Source organism: Leucobacter sp. USHLN154 (assembly GCF_037145595.1).
In the GTDB taxonomy this organism is placed as follows: domain Bacteria; phylum Actinomycetota; class Actinomycetes; order Actinomycetales; family Microbacteriaceae; genus Leucobacter; species Leucobacter alluvii.
The window spans coordinates 371,588-388,275 of sequence record NZ_JBBCXF010000001.1; the positions used below are offsets into that span (position 1 = coordinate 371,588).

Consider the following 16,688-nt stretch of genomic DNA (forward strand, 5'->3'; position numbering starts at 1 on the left):
TGCGGGAACCGCTGCCATTCTTTCAGGCGCGACGTCGAGTCGTGCCGTCTCTCGTGCACAGTCGATGACCGGTCTACCGTGCGGGAGGGGCATCAGCGATCGTGTTCGAAACGTGATCTGTGCCGCATCGGCGCCGACTATACAATGTAAAATTGTACAGGACGTCGAAGGTGACGTCGTCTGCACTTTCAGCGATTCAATGACGTATCCACGAAAGGAAGTCTTGATGTCTTCACGACGTTCAGCATCAGCACGGCTCGCCGCCACCGGGGCTCTCACGCTCGCCTTCGGGCTCGCGCTCTCCGGCTGCTCGGGCGGTCTCGCCGGCAGCGGCGACGACGGCGGGAGCGAGGATGGTCCGATCAAGATCGGTATGCTCGCACCGTTCTCCGGTCAGGAGGCCGCATTCGGCGACTACATGAAATTCGGGGCTCAGCTCGCGATCGACGAGGTCAACGGGGATGGCGGCATCGATGGTCGTGATCTGGAGCTCGTCACCGAAGACGACGGCTGCGATCCGACAGCGGCTGTCGCAGCGGCCAACAAGCTGGTCACCGCGGGAGTGAAGGGCTCGGTCGGCGGATACTGCTCCGGTGCGACACTGCCCACGATCCCGGTCTTCACCGACGCGCAGGTGCCGATGGTGATCCCCGCCGCGAACTCGAACCAGCTCGTCGGACAGGGCGCCTTCATGATCAACGGGACCGGCGCGCAGCAGGCCGAAGCAGCCGTGGAGTACATCCAATCGGTCGGTGCCGCCCGTGTCGCAGTGATCGACGACAATACCGACTACTCGGTCGACCTCGCCGACTCCGTCGAGGAGCAGGCCGAAGGGTTCGAGATCGCGAAGCGGGAGTCGGTCAATCCTGACGAAAAGGACTTCTCGGCCAACGTGAACAGCGTGCTGGGTGCGGACCCCGATTTCATCGTGTGGAGCGGGTACTACCAGGCCGGCGGTCTGCTCGTGAATCAGCTCCGCGGCGCAGGCTACGACGGTCCGATCCTCGTCGGCGACGGCTCCGTCGACGCGCAGCTCGCCGCGATCGCCGGCGACGAGAGCATCGAGAACGTGGTGGGCACGTTCACGAAGACCCCCGACATGCTCGAGGGCGGCGACGCGTGGATCGCCGACTACGAGGAGGTGTCGGGCGGGGCCGCTCCGGGGCCGTACTCGATTCAAACCTATGAGGCGGTGAAGACGATGGCCGAGGCCTTCACCGAGGCCGGTGGTACCGAATTCGAAGCCGTGACGACCGCGCTCGATGAGCTCGAGGGATTCCCGTTGCTCACCGGCGACCTGACGTTCGCTGACGACGGCTCCCGAGAGGGAGGCGGCTTCGTCATCGTCGAGCCGACCGGTGACGGTGGCGCGTTCGTGCTGAAGGACGACCTGCAGGGCTAGCGATGAGCAGCCGGACGGACGGTGCGCCGTTCGTCCGGCTCATCACGCATCGGCAACCCAGGGAAGGCATTCATGTTCCAACTCATCTGGAACGGGCTCTTCGTCGGCTCGTTCTACGCGCTCGTCGCACTCGGCTACAGCATGGTCTACGGCATCATCAAACTCCTGAACTTCGCGCACGGCGATCTCTACATGCTCGGCTCGTTCCTCGCGTTCGTGGTGCTCGGCGGCTTCACGGGGCTGTTCGGCCTCGGCTCGATCCCCATCCTGCTGCTCGTGCTGCTCATCACGATGCTGCTCACCGGCGGAATCGGCGTGCTCATCGAGCGCATCGCCTACCGTCCGCTGCGGTCCAGTCCGCGCCTGGCCGCACTGATCACGGCGGTGGGCGTCTCGTTCACCCTCGAGTACGCCGTGCGTCAGATCTTCGGGGCGAGCCCGCTCGTCTTCCCGATCCGGCTCCAGGGCGCCCCCGTCGAAGTCCTCGGCGCGCGGATCACCATGCCGCAGCTCGTCTTGATGCTGGTCGCCGCGATCCTCATGTTCCTGCTGCAACGCTACGTCATGCATTCGCGGGAGGGCCGCGCGATGCGCGCGATCGCCCTCGATCAGAAGGCGTCCCTGCTCATGGGCGTCAACGTGAACCGAGTCATCTCCCGCACATTCTTCATCGGTTCGGCGCTCGCGGGAGCCGCGGGGGTGATGGCCGCCGCGTACTACGGCACCATCGACTTCCTGATGGGGTTCGTCATCGGCCTCAAAGCGTTCACCGCGGCGGTGATCGGCGGCATCGGGAACCTCTACGGCGCGATGCTCGGCGGCGTCGTGCTCGGGCTCCTCGAATCCTTCGGCACTCATTTTCTCGGAGGTCAGTGGCGCGATGTCTTCGCATTCGGCTTCCTCATCCTGTTCCTCGTATTCAAACCGACCGGCATTCTCGGCGAGCGCGTCGTGGAGAGGGTATGACCATGGCCCGACCGAAGACTCCGCGCCTGCAGGCGCCGAAACCCACGCTCGAACGCCCGCCGGCCATCCGCGGGCTTCTCGCTCCCGAACGCTTCATGAAGGTGCTCGGGATCGTGCTCTTCGCCGCGGCGGCGATCCTCCCGTTCGTCACCGCGACGCCGTACATCATCTCGATCCTCACCTCGGCCTTCATCTACATCGTCCTCGCGATGGGATTGAACGTCGTCGTCGGCTACGCGGGACTCCTCGATCTCGGGTACATCGCGTTCATGGCCGTCGGCGCCTACACGAGCGGGATCCTCACGACGCAGTTCGGGCTCTCGATGCTCGAGACGATCCCATTCGTGGTGATCGCCTGCATCCTCGCCGGCGTCATCATCGGGGGCCCGACCCTGCGCCTGCGGAGCGACTATCTCGCGATCGTGACGCTCGGGTTCGGTGAGATCATCCGGATCACGGCCAACAATCTGCAGATCACGGGCGGCCCGAGCGGCATCCACGGCATCCCGACGTGGTCGTTCTTCGGGTGGTCGTTCTCCGACGGCCTCGACATCCTCGGGATCCATTTCAATGCCAAGGTGCTGTTCTACTACTTCGTGCTCTTCGTCGGCATCGGGATCGCCGTTGTGGCGGTCTCGCGCCTCGGCAGAGGGAAGCTCGGCCGCGCATGGAAGTCGGTGCGAGACGACGAAGACGTGAGCGAGGCGATGGGGATCAACGGGTATGCGACCAAGCTGCTCGCGTACATCATCGGCGCGGTGTGGGGCGGGTTCGCCGGAACGCTGATGGCCGGCCATCTCTCGGCGATCGCCCCGAACAGCTTCGAATTCCTCTACTCGGCGCTCGTGCTGATGGCTGTCGTGCTGGGCGGGATGGGCTCGACGCCCGGCGTCATCATCGGGGCGCTCTTCGTTTCGCTCGCCCCCGAGTTCCTCCGCGAGTTCAGCGAGTGGCGCTTCCTCCTGTTCGGCGTGCTGCTCGTCGTCGCGATGATCTTCCGCCCGCGGGGCATCTGGCCGGCGAACGCCGTACTGCCGTTCTTGAAGAAGCGGCAGATTCCAGAGGTGCCGCCGACGGAGAGCGTCGGCGTGGTGGGCGTCGTCGAGAACGCGGGTGACACGACCGGCAGCCCCGCCAGCGACCCTGCAACAGCACCGAATGACGAGGAGGGACGACGATGAGCGACACCTCACAGCTGACCGAGCCAGAGGCTCGGCCGAGCGGAAACGCGCGGGTGCTGCTCGAAGTCGCCGACCTCGCGGTATCGTTCGGCGGGATCAAAGCCGTGGACGGTCTCTCGTTCTCCGTGCAAGAGGGCGAGATCGTCTCCGTGATCGGGCCGAACGGAGCGGGGAAGACGAGCGCGTTCAACTGCATCTCGGGCTTCTACCGGCCCGACCGGGGCACGGTCGTCTTCGACGGAGAGTCGATCGCGCGGCGCAAGCCGTCGGCGGTCACGCAGCTCGGAATGGCTCGTACCTTCCAGAATGTGCGGCTCTTCAAGGAGATGAGCGTGCTCGACAACGTGAAGACCGCGATGCACGCGCATCTGCGTCAGAACGTCTTCGACGCGATGCTGCACACGCCGCGCTACACCCGCAGCGAAGCGCAGTGCGCGGAGGATGCGCGCGGCTGGCTCGACTTCGTGGGATTTCGGGCGGACGACGAGTTGCTGGTGACCCAGCTGCCGTACGGCGAGCAGCGGCGCGTCGAGATCGCGCGGGCGCTCGCGACCCAGCCGAAGCTGCTGCTGCTCGACGAGCCCGGCGCCGGCCTGAACCACAGCGAGAAGATCGAACTGATGCACCTGATCCGCAGGATTCGCGATCTCGGCGTGAGCATCGTGCTGATCGAGCACGACATGGGGCTCGTGATGCAGGTCTCTGAGCGGATCGTCGTGCTGAACTACGGCACCGAGATCGCCGATGGCACCCCGCAGCAGATCAAGCAAGACCCCGCGGTGATCGCCGCGTATCTCGGCGAAGAGGAGGACGCATGAGCGACTTGGTGCTCGAGAACATCGACCTGTACTACCACCGCGTGCACGCGCTGCGCGACCTCAGTCTGACCGTGCGCGAGGGAGAGATCGTGTCGCTCCTCGGGAACAACGGAGCCGGAAAGACGTCGACCCTGTCGATGATCTCCGGTCTCGTGCGCGCCAAGACGGGCCGGGCGCGCTGGGGGGATCACGACCTCCTGCGCATGCAGCCTTGGGATGCGGTCGGAGCCGGGCTGCTCCACATTCCCGAGGGGCGGCGCATCTTCTCCACGATGACGGTGGACGAGAACCTGTTGCTCGGAGGCTACCTCGTGAAAGACCAGAAGGTCATCGCGCGGAGAGCGGAGGAGGCCTACGAGCTCATGCCGAGGCTCGCCGAGCGTCGCGGGCAGCAGGGCGGCACGCTCTCCGGCGGTGAGCAGCAGATGCTCGCGCTCGGGCGGGCACTCGTCGGCGGACCGAAGCTCCTCCTGCTCGACGAACCCTCGATGGGATTGGCGCCGCTCATCGCGAAGCAGGTCATGGAGATCGTGCAGCGCGTGAACGCCCAGGGCACGACGGTGCTCCTGGTCGAGCAGAACGCGCGGGCGGCTCTGAAGATCGCGCATCGGGGCTACGTGCTCGAATCAGGGCGCGTGACGATGCAGGGGTCGGCGGCGGAACTCGCCGCCGACCCGAGAGTGATCGAGGCGTACCTGGGGGCCTAGGAGCGCTGGGCGCGGCCGATCCCGCTCACTCCTCGACGTCGAGGAGTGCGGAGAGCGGGATCGGTTGCGCGATCGGCCGGTGATTCGTCTGTGCAAGAGACGCGGCGGAATCCCGTGCGCCCGCCCGAGTGGGAGCGGGCGCTCCGGCGATGCAGGTGACTGCGTATCCGCAGACACGACCCTGGCACCAGCCCATCCCGGCGCGCGTCACACCCTTCTGCGTGCGGGAGTCCTCGCCCGAGAGCACTTCGCGGGCGTGGGAGAGGGCGCCGTAGCGCACTTCCTCACATCGGCAGACGATCGTGTCGGTGTGGAGGCGCTGCTCCCAGCCCTCGGGTACCGGATGCGCGAGATGCATCGCCTCCGCGAACGAGCGTTGACGCCGCATCGCCCGAAGCTCCGCCGTCGTCGCGCTCCCGATTTCACCGGTTGCGTCTGCGGCGGCCGCCCGGCCGGCGACGGTGCCTTCGAGTACCGCGAGCACTGCGCCGCCGACCCCGGTCAGTTCACCCGCGAGGAAGAGCCCCGGCACGGAGGATCGCTGGTTCTGGTCGACGACCGCCACCAGTGAGCCGTCCGCGTCGAGCCTCGTCTGGGCCCCCAATTGCACGGGAAGCTCGAGCTGCGGGGTGAAGCCCCATCCCAGGCCGACGGCGTCGACGTCCTCGATGATGCGGGAGCTCTTCGGCTCTACTTCCCCCGACCGCCCGATCCGCGCGGTGCGCACGGCCTCCACATGGGAGTCTCCGAGAATCTCGGTGATGACCGTGCGGCGTCGATACGGAATGCGTCGACGCAGGAAGGTGGCGATGTACTCCGCCCCTTCGGCGCCCTTTGCGGGGACGCCGACTGCGCGATGCGCTCGAGGGAGCCAGCCGACGAGCGACGATGATTCGAGGACGGACGTGACGCGGCCCCCCGAGTGCGCGATGTTCAAAGCGACGGGCAGGAGGAACGGGCCAGTGCCTGCGATGACGAAACGGGAACCCGGCAAGGCGCCGTTCTGCTTGATGAAGGCTTGTATGCCCCCGGCTGCCATGACGCCCGGGAGGTGCCAGCCGGGAAGCGGGATCTGCCGATCGTACCCTCCGGTCGCGAGCACGAGCGTGCGCGCCCGAACGGTGGTCGCGGCGCCCGCGCCCGGCCCGTACGAGGGAGCCAGCCGAAGCGTGAAGCAGGGCGCCGCATCGGGCGAAGCCGGGGGCATCCGCTGCACCATCCATACGCTCGTCGCGGGAATGTAGCGGATCGCCCCGGCACCCATTCCAGCGTCGAACCGCGCGCGCAGCGCGAGGTACTCCTGCCAGCCGTGATGCAGCGCGCCGTCGTCGTCACCGGCGGCCTCACTGCGGTGCCGCCAGTATTGGCCTCCAGGTTGCTCAGCACTGTCGATCACGATGACCGATGCCCCCGACTCGGACGCGGTGGCAGCCGCAGCGAGCCCGGCGGGTCCCGCTCCCACGACGACGACGTCGGCGTGCGGCTGCGATGCCGTGCGGCGCAGCGGTGGCGCGATCGGATCGCTTCCCGCGAGTCCGCTCTGGTCGCTCATGCGTGTCCTCCGCCGGCCGTGCGCGTGTCAGCTGGCGGAGCGGCGTCAAGCCCCGCGGGTGCCTCTCCGCCCGATTCGGGAGTCGATGCTCCGGTGGCCGAGCGGACGTCCATGCCAGCGCGCAGGGGGATCATGCAGGCGCGTTGTCCCGACTCCCCGTCGACCTCGACCAGGCAATCGAAGCACACGCCGATGCCGCAGAAGATGCCCCGGCGCTCGCCGTCGCGCGTGCTGCGCCACGACGTACGGCCGGAGGAGATGAGGGCAGCAGCGATACTCGCGCCGCGGGGCGCGGAGATCGGGGCACCGTCGAACGCGGCGACGACATCGCCGGCCGCTTCCTCGGGAGCGGGATCGGGGCGGGCTGCGGCGCGACGGGCTCGCCGGGTCATGCCGATACCTCCTCATCGAAGCGTTCGGGGCGGAAGGGGTGCAGGGGGAGCTCGGGAGCGTCGCCGGAGAGCGCCTGGGCGAGGAGCTTTCCGGTGCCAGCGGCGAGTCCGATGCCGGCGCCCTCATGGCCTGCGGCGTGCCAGAGGCCGGGCGCGCGAGGATCAGGGCCGATCACGGGCAGGTGATCGGGGCAGTAGGGCCGGAACCCGTGATAGTGCCGCAGCATGCGCGTACCTGCGAGGAAGGGGAACAGTTCGATCGCGTTCCGTGCGATGGAGCGCAGCGCCGGCACGCTGACGGTTCGGTCGAACCCGACGCGCTCCCGACTCGAACCGATCAGAATCGTGCCCGCCGGAGTGCCCTCGACGACGGGTGAGGCCTGCAGGCCGGCGTCCGCGCTTCCGACGTTGTCGACGTATTCGGCGGCGTACACCTTGTGGTGCACGCGGGGCGGCAGCGGTTCGGTGACCAGAACGAATCCCCGTCGTGGCAGCACGGGCACCCGCACTCCTGCGAGGTCGCCGATGCTGCCGGCCCAGGCGCCCGCCGTGTTCACGATGTGGGCCGCGCTGAAATCCCCCCTGGGGGTTCGAGCACCCACGACCCGGTCGCCATCGCGCAGCAGCGCGGTCACCGGCGCGCGGGTGACCAGCTCGGCGCCGAGGCCGCGGGCGAGCCGGAGGAAGGTGGAAGCCGCGAGGATCGGCTGCACTTGACAGTCGTCCGGGTAGTACGCGGCTCCGAGCGCACTCTCGGTCACGAGCGGCTCGTACTCGCGCAGTGCTCCGGGATCCAGACGCTCCGACCGGATCCCGAACGCGCGCTGACTGGCGGAGAAGCGCTCGAGCGAGGCCAGGCTGGACTCGCGAGAAGCGACGATGATGCCGCCTTTCGCCTCGAACTCCCAGAAGCGCCCGAATTCGGCGAGTTCGCCGCGCCAGATGTCGAGTGAGTAGTGGGTGAGCTCGAGCTCGGGGCCGAGCTCCTTGTCGCTCACGAGGATGTTGCCCTCGCACCGGGAAGTCGAACCGCTGACCGGGAGCTCCCGTTCGAGCACGGTCACCGAGAGGCCGGCTCGGGCTGCGAAATACGCCGTGGCGCACCCCATGATTCCCGCTCCGATGATGAGCACGTCGGATGGGCCCCGCGTCACGTGTCCCGCCTCCGCGTCAGTTCGTCGGCGCTCGGGCCGCTCTCCGTCCCCGTCGCCCACAGCGCCCGTGCATGACCGATGTGCTGACGGAGCAGATGCTCGGCTGCGTCCGCATCACCTCGGTGCAGCTGCTCGACGAGATCGTGATGCTCTTGCGCCGAGGCTGCGAGCCGTCCGTCCCGTGCAAGGGCGATGAGCCCGTACATGCGGGTGCGCAGACGCAGCTCGGTCGCGAGAACGACGAGCTGCTGATTCCCCGTCAGGGAGAGCAGTCGGGCATGGAATGCGCGATCGAGCTGCAGGTACTGCTGCAGATCTTCGCGTTCTGCCGCCGCTGCGCACGCTTCGGCGACCTCGCGGAGTGCCGTGCGCTCCACGTCGGTGACGCGACCGGCGACGAGGTGCATCGCGGGGGGCTCCAGCAGCAGTCTGACCTGGGCCAGGTCGTCCAGGTCGTCTTCCGACATGCGCGTGATGCGAAAGCCCTTGTTCTTCACGGTCTCCACGAGGCCCTCACGGGCGAGATCCATCATCGCCTCGCGCACGGGAGTGGCGGACACGCCGAGTGCCTGCCCGAGCATCGGCGCTGAGAAGAGCGCGCCTTCGGCGAGCTCTCCGGTGATGATCGCCGTGCGCAGCCGTTCGAGGACCGTCTCGCGGAGGTACCGGGGTCGCGCGACGCGCTCGACGGCGGGCGTCGAGCGAACGGCGACGGCGGGATCGGACGTCGGCATCACGACGCTCCCTCGGCCCGTGGAGGCGCCGCGTCCCTCCGGGCGGCGGAGTCGAGCACCGCAGACGCGCAGATCAAGTCCTCCCAAGCCATGCCGACGCCGGTGAACACCGCGGGGCGGCCGGGGGTGCGCCGCATGTCGCCGGTGACGAGATCCCGCAGGTTGGCGGGCGCACTGGCGCTGCCCCACACCTCTGCGTCGAGGGCGGTGAGATTTCCGTTCTCCCGCTGCGCGGACGCGCGGCCTTCGACGACCAGATCGGAGCGTTCGATCAGCGCGTCATCGAGTTCGCGCTTGTCCGTGCCGTGGGTCCCGTTCGCGGCGACGACGGCGTGCTCGGCGACCAGAGCGCCGTCGAACAGGGGCGTGCTCGTCGATGTGGTGCACAGAATGATGTCGGCCTCGGGTACCGCGGCCTCCGCGCTGCCGGTGCGATTGCGGATGGAGACTCCGCGGGTCTCGCCGGCACCCGAGAGTGCTTCGATCATCGCATCCACTCGCGCCGGTCGGCGGCCGACCACGTCGAACGTCGCGTCGGGAAACGCGGTGGCGGCGGCCCGAATGTGCGCTGACGCCTGCACTCCGGCGCCGAACACGAGGATGCGCGGATGAGGCGCGGGCTCACCTCCGGGCGGCGCGATCGCCACGAGATGCTGCACCGCGAGCAGCGCGACCGCGGGGGTGCGGATCGCCGTGAGGGAGGCTCCCTCGAGGATCGCGAGGGGCTCAGCGGTGTCTGACGAGTACACGATGTACACCCCCTGAATCTTCGCGAGACCGCGAGCGGGGTTCTCAGGCGCCACGGTCAGGGCTTTCAACCCGCTGAATCGGGTTCCCTGGGCGGGCATCAGCAAGAACTCGCCTCCGGGAAACTCGCTGAACAGGCGCGGCGCGTCGCGCTCGGGATCGACGTCGTCGCGCAGCGCAGCGCGCAGTGCCGCGATGGCGTCGGGGAACGGCAGGAGCCGCGTGATGTCCGCAGCCGTGAAGTAGGGCAGCGCTGCCGATGCGCCGCTCACAGGAGGAAGCCGTTCGGGAACGGGTCGCTGGGGTCGAGGAAGTACTGGGCGGTGCCGGTCACCCAGGCGCGACCTCGAATCGTCGGGATGACCGCGGGGCGACCGCCGACCTCGGTCTCTGCGATGAGCGTGCCGTGGAAACGGGAACCGATGTAGGAGTCGTTGATGAACTCCGTGTCGAGCGGCAGCTCGCCGCGGGCGTGCAGCTGCGCCATGCGGGCGCTCGTTCCCGTGCCGCAGGGGGAGCGGTCGAACCAGCCGGGGTGGATCGCCATCGCGTGGCGGGAGTGCTGCGCCGTCGAACCGGGTGCCTGCAGGTAGACGTGGTGCACCCCGCGGATGTCGGGGCGCTCGGGGTGCACGGGCTCGGCCGTCGCGTTGATGGCATCCATGATCGACAGGCCTGCGGCGAGCAGCTCGCCCTGGTTGCGGCGATCCTCATGCCACTCGATGCCGAGCCGTTCGAGCTCGACGATGGCGTAGAAGTTGCCGCCGAAGGCGAGGTCGTAGCCGACCGCGCCCAGGCCGGGCACCGCCACGATCGCGCCGAGGCGCTCGGCGAACGACGGCACGTTCGTGATCGTGACGTGGTCGGCGTGCCCGTCGGTGACGGCCACTTCTGCGACGACGAGACCAGCCGGGGTATCCAGCCGGATCGTCGTCGTGGGCTCCGTGACGTCGACCATTCCCGTCTCCACGAGCACGGTCGCGACACCGATGGTGCCGTGCCCGCACATCGGCAGACACCCGGAGACCTCGATGTAGAGCACGCCCCAATCGGCGTCGGGGCGCGTCGGCGGCTGCAGAATCGCGCCGCTCATGGACGCGTGCCCGCGCGGCTCGAACATGAGCAGCTGACGCACGTCGTCTCGATGCTCCATGAACCAGAGTCGCCGCTCGGCCATCGTGTCACCGGGCAGCACGCCGACGCCCCCGGTGATGACCCGCGTCGGCATGCCCTCGGTATGCGAATCGACGGCGTGATAGACGTGACTCGTACGCATGTGCGCCCTTTCAGTGAACGAGGCCGCATTGCCCCTGGAACTGCGTGCCCGCCTCGCGCTACCTGTCGTAGCCGTTGGCGATGGCGGCCCGGGTATCGGCGACGATCCGGTCCGCGACATCCTGTGGAAGCGCGAGGCGCGGGGGGCGACTCGCGCCGCCCTTGCGACCCACGATGTCCATCGACAGCTTAATCGCCTCGACGAACTGCGTCTTCGAATCCCAGCGCAGCAGCGAGTGCAGGTCGCGGTAGATCTGCTGGCCGCGCTCGAGGTCTGCGTAGTCGCCCGACGTGCAGAGTCGGTAGAGCTCGACGCACGACTGCGGAATCGCGTTCGGGTACCCCGACACCCAGCCGACGGCGCCGGCGAGCCCCACTTCGAGCACGGTGTCGTCGGTGCCGATGATGATGTCGATCTCGGGGGCCAGCTCCTTGATCTCGTAGATGCGGCGGGGGTCGCCGGAGAACTCCTTGACGCCCACCATGTTGCCGGCGGCATGGATGTCGGCGATGAGTTCGGGCACGAGGTCGACCTTGGTGTCGATCGGATTGTTGTACCCGACGATCGGCAGGCCGACCTTGCCGACCGTGGCGTAGTGGTGCTTCACCTGTTCGTGGTTGGCTCGGTAGGTGTTCGGCGGGAGCAGCATCACGCACTGAGCGCCCGCCTCGGCGGCCTGCTCGGCCCAGTGGGCCGATTGCAGGGCGCCGTAGGCGCCGACGCCGGCCATGACGGTGAAGCCCTCGGGTGCTGCTTCGACGGCGGTCTTGACGACTTGCGCGCGTTCGGCTTCGGTGAGGTTCTGATATTCCCCGAGGGAGCCGTTCGGGGCGACGCCGTCGCAGCCGTTCTCGGCGAGCCAGGCGACGTGCTCGGCATAGGCGTCGTAGTCGACCGAGAGGTCGTCCGTGAAGGGGAGTGCGGTGGCGACGATGACGCCGTGCCAGGGCTTCTGCTCGGTCATGGGGGTCCTTTCGGGCTGCGATCGAGTCACTGCAGTGTGACATTGCACACGGTACCATGCTCGGGTGCGGGTCCGTCAACTGCGATTTCCGCCGGGGGTGGAGCCGGGGGCGGATCCGGACGGGTGCGGCAGAGTCGCGTAGCTGCGATCAGCGCAGCACGAAGCCTCGGCCGAGGTCGTCGTCGAAGTCGAGGAAGAAACGGTGCTCACCGGTGCGATGCGCCGTGCCCGATACGAGCGGGATGACGGCCTCGGGGTGATCCATCGCCGGTTCCCATCGCGCCTCGAACGCGGTGTCGATGATGGAGCGGTGCTCGAGTACTTCGTCCGCGGCGAGTTCGCCTGACGCCGCGAGTAAGGCGACTCGCGCGCCCGTCCCGGAACCGCACGGCGAACGATCCACCTCGCCGTCGGCGAACACCGTGACGTTTCGCTGTCGCGGCCCGGCATCGCCGTGGCCGAGATCGTCCCACAGGATCGTTCCGTAGACGCCCGACAGCCGATGATCGGCTGCGTGCTGGGCCTCCGGGGCATCGTTCAGCACCCATTTGACCTCTCGCCCGAAATCGATCAGGGAGGAGTAGTGCTCGGGTGAGACCGACAGGCCGACGTCGGACGCACGCACGGACGCGTAGATCGCCCCGCTGAAGCTGAGGTCGACTCGAACGCGTCCTCGCGAGGTCGAGATCTCGACGTCGCGTGCGATGACGTGCGACGCGACGTTGCGGAATGTCGCACGGACGAGACGCCCCTCCGAACGCTCGACCGAGGTCACGACACGCCCCGACGGAACGTCGATCCGCACGTCGGTCACACCATCCGGATCGCTCTCCACGAGCCCGGTATCGGTCGCCCAGACCCCCAGCGCGATGGATCCATGACCGCACGCGGTCGAGAAGCCGTCCTGATGCCAGAAGAGAACACCGAAGTGCGCTGCATCCTGATCGGCCGGGTCTGGCGGGACGACGAATCCTCCGTACATGTCGGCATGGCCGCGGGGCTCCCTGCAGAGGAGCCCGCGCACGCGGTCGGCCCCCGCATCGTCTGCCATCGCGGCGATGCGACGGTCGGCGACCGTCACTCCGTCCGGCACCGGTGCATCGGCGTGAACGATGCGAAACGGTTCTCCGGCCGTGTGATAGTCGGTCGTCGCGATTCCGTTCGGCATCAGATGACCCCCTCGCTCAACCGGCTGGGCGTACCGAAACGGTGCGCGGTGATCGACACGGCCTGTTCGCGGAGGTGCGGCAGCATCTCGACTCGCCCGGCGCCCACGACGGGCCCCCCGTAGACCGCGATGTCGGGCTTGCCCTGAGCCGCGGCTGCGACCTCGCGGACGACGTCCGCTCGCGACTCCTCGGCGACGATGCGCACCCGCGCGCCGGAATGCGGGCCCCGTCGCGCCGCGAGCGCGGCCACGCGGGCCTTCCAAGCGGCGGTGTCCTCGAAGGCGATGCGCACTCCCACTGCTTCGAGCGCAGCGACGATCGGGGCGGGGAGGGCGACCGGTGTGCTGAGCTGCGGCTTCGCCCCGGCTCCGATTCCCGCGGCGACCGCGCGCAGCACCCGCGCGGGCTGCGCATCGGCGGCCGCGCGGATCACGACGGAGGTCGGCAGATATCTCAGCACATTGCGCTCGACGCCGATGCCGGACGCGTCGCGGCGAGCGCCGAATTCCTGCTCCCACGCCGCGGCGTCCGAACCGAGTGCGGCTCGCAGCCAGGCGAGGTCAGCGCCGCAGATTCCCGCCTGCTCGGCAGCGGTGACCAGGCGAGCCGCGGCCGGGAGTGGAGCGCGAAGCGGTGCCGTGCTCGCAGCATCGACCCAGTCGCCGAGGCCGTAGAGGTAGCTCGGGCCGCCGGCCTTCGTGCCAGCACCGATCGCCGACTTCTTCCAGCCCCCGAAGGGCTGCCGCCGCACGATGGCCCCGGTGATGCCGCGATTGACATACAGGTTGCCCGCCTCGATGCGGGCGAGCCAGTGTTCGAGCTCGTCGCGGTCGAGCGAGTGGAGTCCACTCGTCAGCCCGTACTCGATGTCGTTGACGATGTCGATCGCTTCCTCCAGCGTCTCAGCGGTCATGATGCCGAGGATCGGGCCGAAGTACTCGGTGAGGTGGTATTCGCTGCCGCGCTGCACCCCGTCGCGCACTCCAGGCGACCAGAGCTTGGCGTCGCCGTGTCGATCCACGGCGAGCGGGTGATCCGAGAGGATCGGCTTCGGTTCGATGGCCCAGCGCTGGCCGGGTTCGAGTTCCGTGAGTCCGCGCAGCAGTTTGCCCGTCGGCGCGCCGATCAGCGGCCCCATCTGGCTGGTGAGCGCATCGGGGGTGCCGACCTTCAGCGATCGCACCGCATCGAGCAGCTGCCCGCGGAATCGCTGGGATCGCGCGACGGAGCCGACCAGTACGACGAGTGAGGCGGCCGAGCATTTCTGGCCGGCGTGCCCGAACGCCGACTGGGCGACGTCGCGGGCGGCGAGATCGAGGTCCGCGTTCGGCGTGACGATGATGGCGTTCTTGCCGCTCGTCTCGGCCAGGATCGGGAGGTCCTCGCGGAGGGCGCGGAAGGTCTCGGCGGTCTCGTACGCGCCGGTCAGGATCAGCCGATCGACGCGCGGGTCGGAGACGAAGCTGGATGCGAGTTCGCGGTCGCCGAACTGCAGGAGTTGCAGCACATCGCGCGGCACTCCGGCCTCCCAGAGCGCTTCGACCATCACCGCGCCCGAGCGCGCGGACTGCGCCGCAGGCTTGATGATGACGCTCGCACCCGACGCGAGCGCGGCGAGCACTCCTCCTGCGGGAATGGCCACCGGAAAATTCCACGGCGGAATCACCGCGACGAGTCGTTGCGGCACGAATCGGGCGCCGTCGACGTGTTCGAGGTCTTGACCGAGCGCCGCGTAGTAGTGCGCGAAGTCGATGGCCTCCGACACCTCGGGATCGCCCTGGTCGAGCGTCTTGCCGCACTCGGCGCCCATGACTTCGAGCAGTTCGCCGCGTCGCGCCTCGAGCGCCTCGCCGGCGCGGTGCAGGATCCGCGCCCGCTCGTCGGCGCCGAGCGCTTGCCACCCGGATGACGCCGCGCGCCCGCGTTCGACCGCGGCGTCGAGCGCACCGGCGTCGGTGATGCGCGCAGCCGCGACCGTCGCCGAGCCCAGGTCGGAGTCGATCATGCGTTCGGCGATCGACCGACCCCACGCGCGGTTGCCGGGGAGATCTGGGTCGGTGTCTGGTGTATTGCGGAATCCCTCGGCGCCCGCAGCCACTCGCTGCTCGATGCGTGCGGTGGTCGCTGGATCGGCGAGACGCTCAGGCACGGGTGCGTCCGACTCGGCGCCGCGATCCTGAGTGCGATTCGGCGACGGCACCCGGTAATGCTCCGGATCTCCGTCTGCGGTGATCGCCTCGAGATCTGCGAGTGAGGCCGAGAAGCGCTCTCGTTCGCGCTCGAACAGCTCCGCACGGTCGTGCAGCTCGAAGACGGCGGACATGAAGTTCTCGGTGCTCGCTCCCTCCTCGAGACGACGGATGAGATAGGCGATGGCAACGTCGAACTCCTCGGGGTGCACGACCGGCACGTAGAGCAGCAGATGCCCCACTTCGCGTCGCACGGCTTCGGCTTGTCCCGTGGCCATGCCCAGCAGCATCTCGAACTCGATGCCCTCCGTCGCGCCACGACGTTGCGCGAGAAGCCAGGCGAGTGCGACGTCGAAGAGGTTGTGGCCGGCGACGCCGATGCGCACGTTGCGCAGGCGGTCCGGGTGGAGCGCGTAGTCGAGCACCGCCTTGTATCCCGTATCCGAGGCCTGCTTCGTCGGCCAGGTCGCCGACGGCCAGCCGTGGATCGCGGCGTCGACGAGTTCCATCGGGAGGTTCGCACCCTTGACCACGCGCACCTTGATCGGAGCACCGCCGCGCGCTACGCGCTGGGCGGACCAGTGCTGCAGCCGCATCATCGCGCCCAGCGCATCGGGCAGGTACGCCTGCAGCACGATGCCGGCCTCCAGGTGCGCGAATTCGGGCCGGTCGAGCAGGCGGGTGAAGACCGCGAGGGTGAGATCGAGGTCCTTGTACTCCTCCATGTCGAGATTGATGAACTTCTGCGGGGAAGCGTGAACCGCGCGTTCGAAGAGCGGGAGCAGCTGCTGCTCGATGTGATCGACCGCTTCGTCGAACGCCCAGTGGTTGTGCGGCGAGACGGTCGCGGAGACCTTGATCGAGACGTAGTCGATGTCGTCGCGGGCGAGCAGTCGATGCGTGCCGGCCAGGCGACGTTCGGCCTCGCCCTGGCCGAGGATGGCCTCGCCGAGCAGATTCATGTTCAGTCGCACGCCGTCGCGGGTGATCTTGCTGATCGCGGGCCCCAGCTTCGCGTCGCTGGCATCGATGATCAGGTGGCTCACGAGTTGTCGCAGCACGCGCCGCGCGATCGGCACCACGACGCCCGGGAGCGGGACGGCGAGTGCGCCGCCGGCGCCGATCGCTCCTCGCATCGGCGCGGGCAGGAAGGAGGGGGTCATGGGCACGAGCTCGCGCAGTTTCTTCGCGGCGACGGCGAGATCTTCCGGGCGCACGACGCCGTCGACGAACCCGACCGTGAAGTCGAGCCCGTTCGGGTCGCGGAGCACGCCTGCGAGGCGCGCTGCCGCTGCGTCGGTCGGGATCTCCGCGGCCTCCGCCAGCCAGCGTCGGACGAGCGAGATCGCCTCATCCGCGAGTTCCTGGGGGCGAATGTCGTCGGCGGTGCTCATGGTCGGCCTCTCTGGACGGGGAATGGGACGCGGCGTCGCGTCG

Annotated in this window: 14 protein-coding genes; 5 read left to right on the plus strand and 9 right to left on the minus strand. The window is 68.5% G+C overall.

Going from position 1 to position 16,688, the window contains the following annotated elements; all coding sequences use genetic code 11:
• The first annotated feature begins 226 nt into the window (after positions 1-226).
• From WFH23_RS01740 to WFH23_RS01760, 5 genes are all read left to right on the plus strand, one after another.
• Complete coding sequence (locus tag WFH23_RS01740; RefSeq protein ID WP_090147545.1) at positions 227-1,402, plus strand: ABC transporter substrate-binding protein; 1,176 nt, start codon at positions 227-229, stop codon at positions 1,400-1,402.
• A gap of 72 nt (positions 1,403-1,474) precedes the next feature.
• Positions 1,475-2,368, plus strand: coding sequence for a branched-chain amino acid ABC transporter permease (locus WFH23_RS01745; protein WP_090147548.1), 894 nt, complete (start codon positions 1,475-1,477; stop codon positions 2,366-2,368).
• Positions 2,365-3,549 carry a branched-chain amino acid ABC transporter permease gene (locus tag WFH23_RS01750; protein ID WP_336661382.1) on the plus strand — a complete coding sequence of 395 codons (1,185 nt, stop codon included), beginning with the start codon at positions 2,365-2,367 and terminating at the stop codon, positions 3,547-3,549. The genes WFH23_RS01745 and WFH23_RS01750 overlap by 4 nt, the downstream gene beginning before the upstream one ends.
• Positions 3,546-4,367 (plus strand): ABC transporter ATP-binding protein, encoded by an 822-nt coding sequence (locus WFH23_RS01755; protein ID WP_336661383.1) that lies wholly within the window; start codon positions 3,546-3,548, stop codon positions 4,365-4,367. Before WFH23_RS01750 ends, WFH23_RS01755 begins: the two co-directional genes overlap by 4 nt.
• A complete protein-coding gene (locus WFH23_RS01760) occupies positions 4,364-5,074 on the plus strand; it encodes an ABC transporter ATP-binding protein (RefSeq protein ID WP_336661384.1) in 711 nt (236 codons plus the stop codon). Before WFH23_RS01755 ends, WFH23_RS01760 begins: the two co-directional genes overlap by 4 nt.
• 25 nt (positions 5,075-5,099) lie before the next feature.
• Here WFH23_RS01760 and WFH23_RS01765 read toward each other — a convergent pair whose 3' ends face one another.
• The 9 genes from WFH23_RS01765 to WFH23_RS01805 all read right to left on the minus strand — a co-directional run bounded on the left by WFH23_RS01765 (position 5,100) and on the right by WFH23_RS01805 (position 16,645).
• A complete protein-coding gene (locus WFH23_RS01765) occupies positions 5,100-6,626 on the minus strand; it encodes an FAD-dependent oxidoreductase (RefSeq protein ID WP_336661385.1) in 1,527 nt (508 codons plus the stop codon).
• Positions 6,623-7,018, minus strand: a complete 396-nt coding sequence (locus tag WFH23_RS01770; protein ID WP_090147555.1) for a (2Fe-2S)-binding protein — start codon at positions 7,016-7,018, stop codon at positions 6,623-6,625. The genes WFH23_RS01765 and WFH23_RS01770 overlap by 4 nt, the downstream gene beginning before the upstream one ends.
• Positions 7,015-8,172: an FAD-dependent oxidoreductase gene (locus WFH23_RS01775; protein ID WP_200329714.1), complete on the minus strand. Its 1,158-nt coding sequence runs from the start codon at positions 8,170-8,172 to the stop codon at positions 7,015-7,017. The genes WFH23_RS01770 and WFH23_RS01775 overlap by 4 nt, the downstream gene beginning before the upstream one ends.
• Positions 8,169-8,906: an FCD domain-containing protein gene (locus WFH23_RS01780; RefSeq protein ID WP_090147559.1), complete on the minus strand. Its 738-nt coding sequence runs from the start codon at positions 8,904-8,906 to the stop codon at positions 8,169-8,171. The genes WFH23_RS01775 and WFH23_RS01780 overlap by 4 nt, the downstream gene beginning before the upstream one ends.
• A complete protein-coding gene (locus WFH23_RS01785) occupies positions 8,906-9,925 on the minus strand; it encodes an ornithine cyclodeaminase family protein (protein WP_336661386.1) in 1,020 nt (339 codons plus the stop codon). Before WFH23_RS01785 ends, WFH23_RS01780 begins: the two co-directional genes overlap by 1 nt.
• Positions 9,922-10,929: a proline racemase family protein gene (locus tag WFH23_RS01790; RefSeq protein ID WP_336661387.1), complete on the minus strand. Its 1,008-nt coding sequence runs from the start codon at positions 10,927-10,929 to the stop codon at positions 9,922-9,924. The genes WFH23_RS01785 and WFH23_RS01790 overlap by 4 nt, the downstream gene beginning before the upstream one ends.
• 58 nt (positions 10,930-10,987) lie before the next feature.
• The gene (locus WFH23_RS01795) at positions 10,988-11,893 is read right to left on the minus strand and encodes a dihydrodipicolinate synthase family protein (protein ID WP_336661388.1); all 906 of its coding nucleotides are present in this window, start codon (positions 11,891-11,893) and stop codon (positions 10,988-10,990) included.
• Positions 11,894-12,041: 148 nt separating this feature from the next.
• Positions 12,042-13,061 carry a proline racemase family protein gene (locus tag WFH23_RS01800; protein WP_336661389.1) on the minus strand — a complete coding sequence of 340 codons (1,020 nt, stop codon included), beginning with the start codon at positions 13,059-13,061 and terminating at the stop codon, positions 12,042-12,044.
• The gene (locus tag WFH23_RS01805) at positions 13,061-16,645 is read right to left on the minus strand and encodes a bifunctional proline dehydrogenase/L-glutamate gamma-semialdehyde dehydrogenase (protein WP_336661390.1); all 3,585 of its coding nucleotides are present in this window, start codon (positions 16,643-16,645) and stop codon (positions 13,061-13,063) included. Before WFH23_RS01805 ends, WFH23_RS01800 begins: the two co-directional genes overlap by 1 nt.
• Positions 16,646-16,688: the final 43 nt, after the last annotated feature.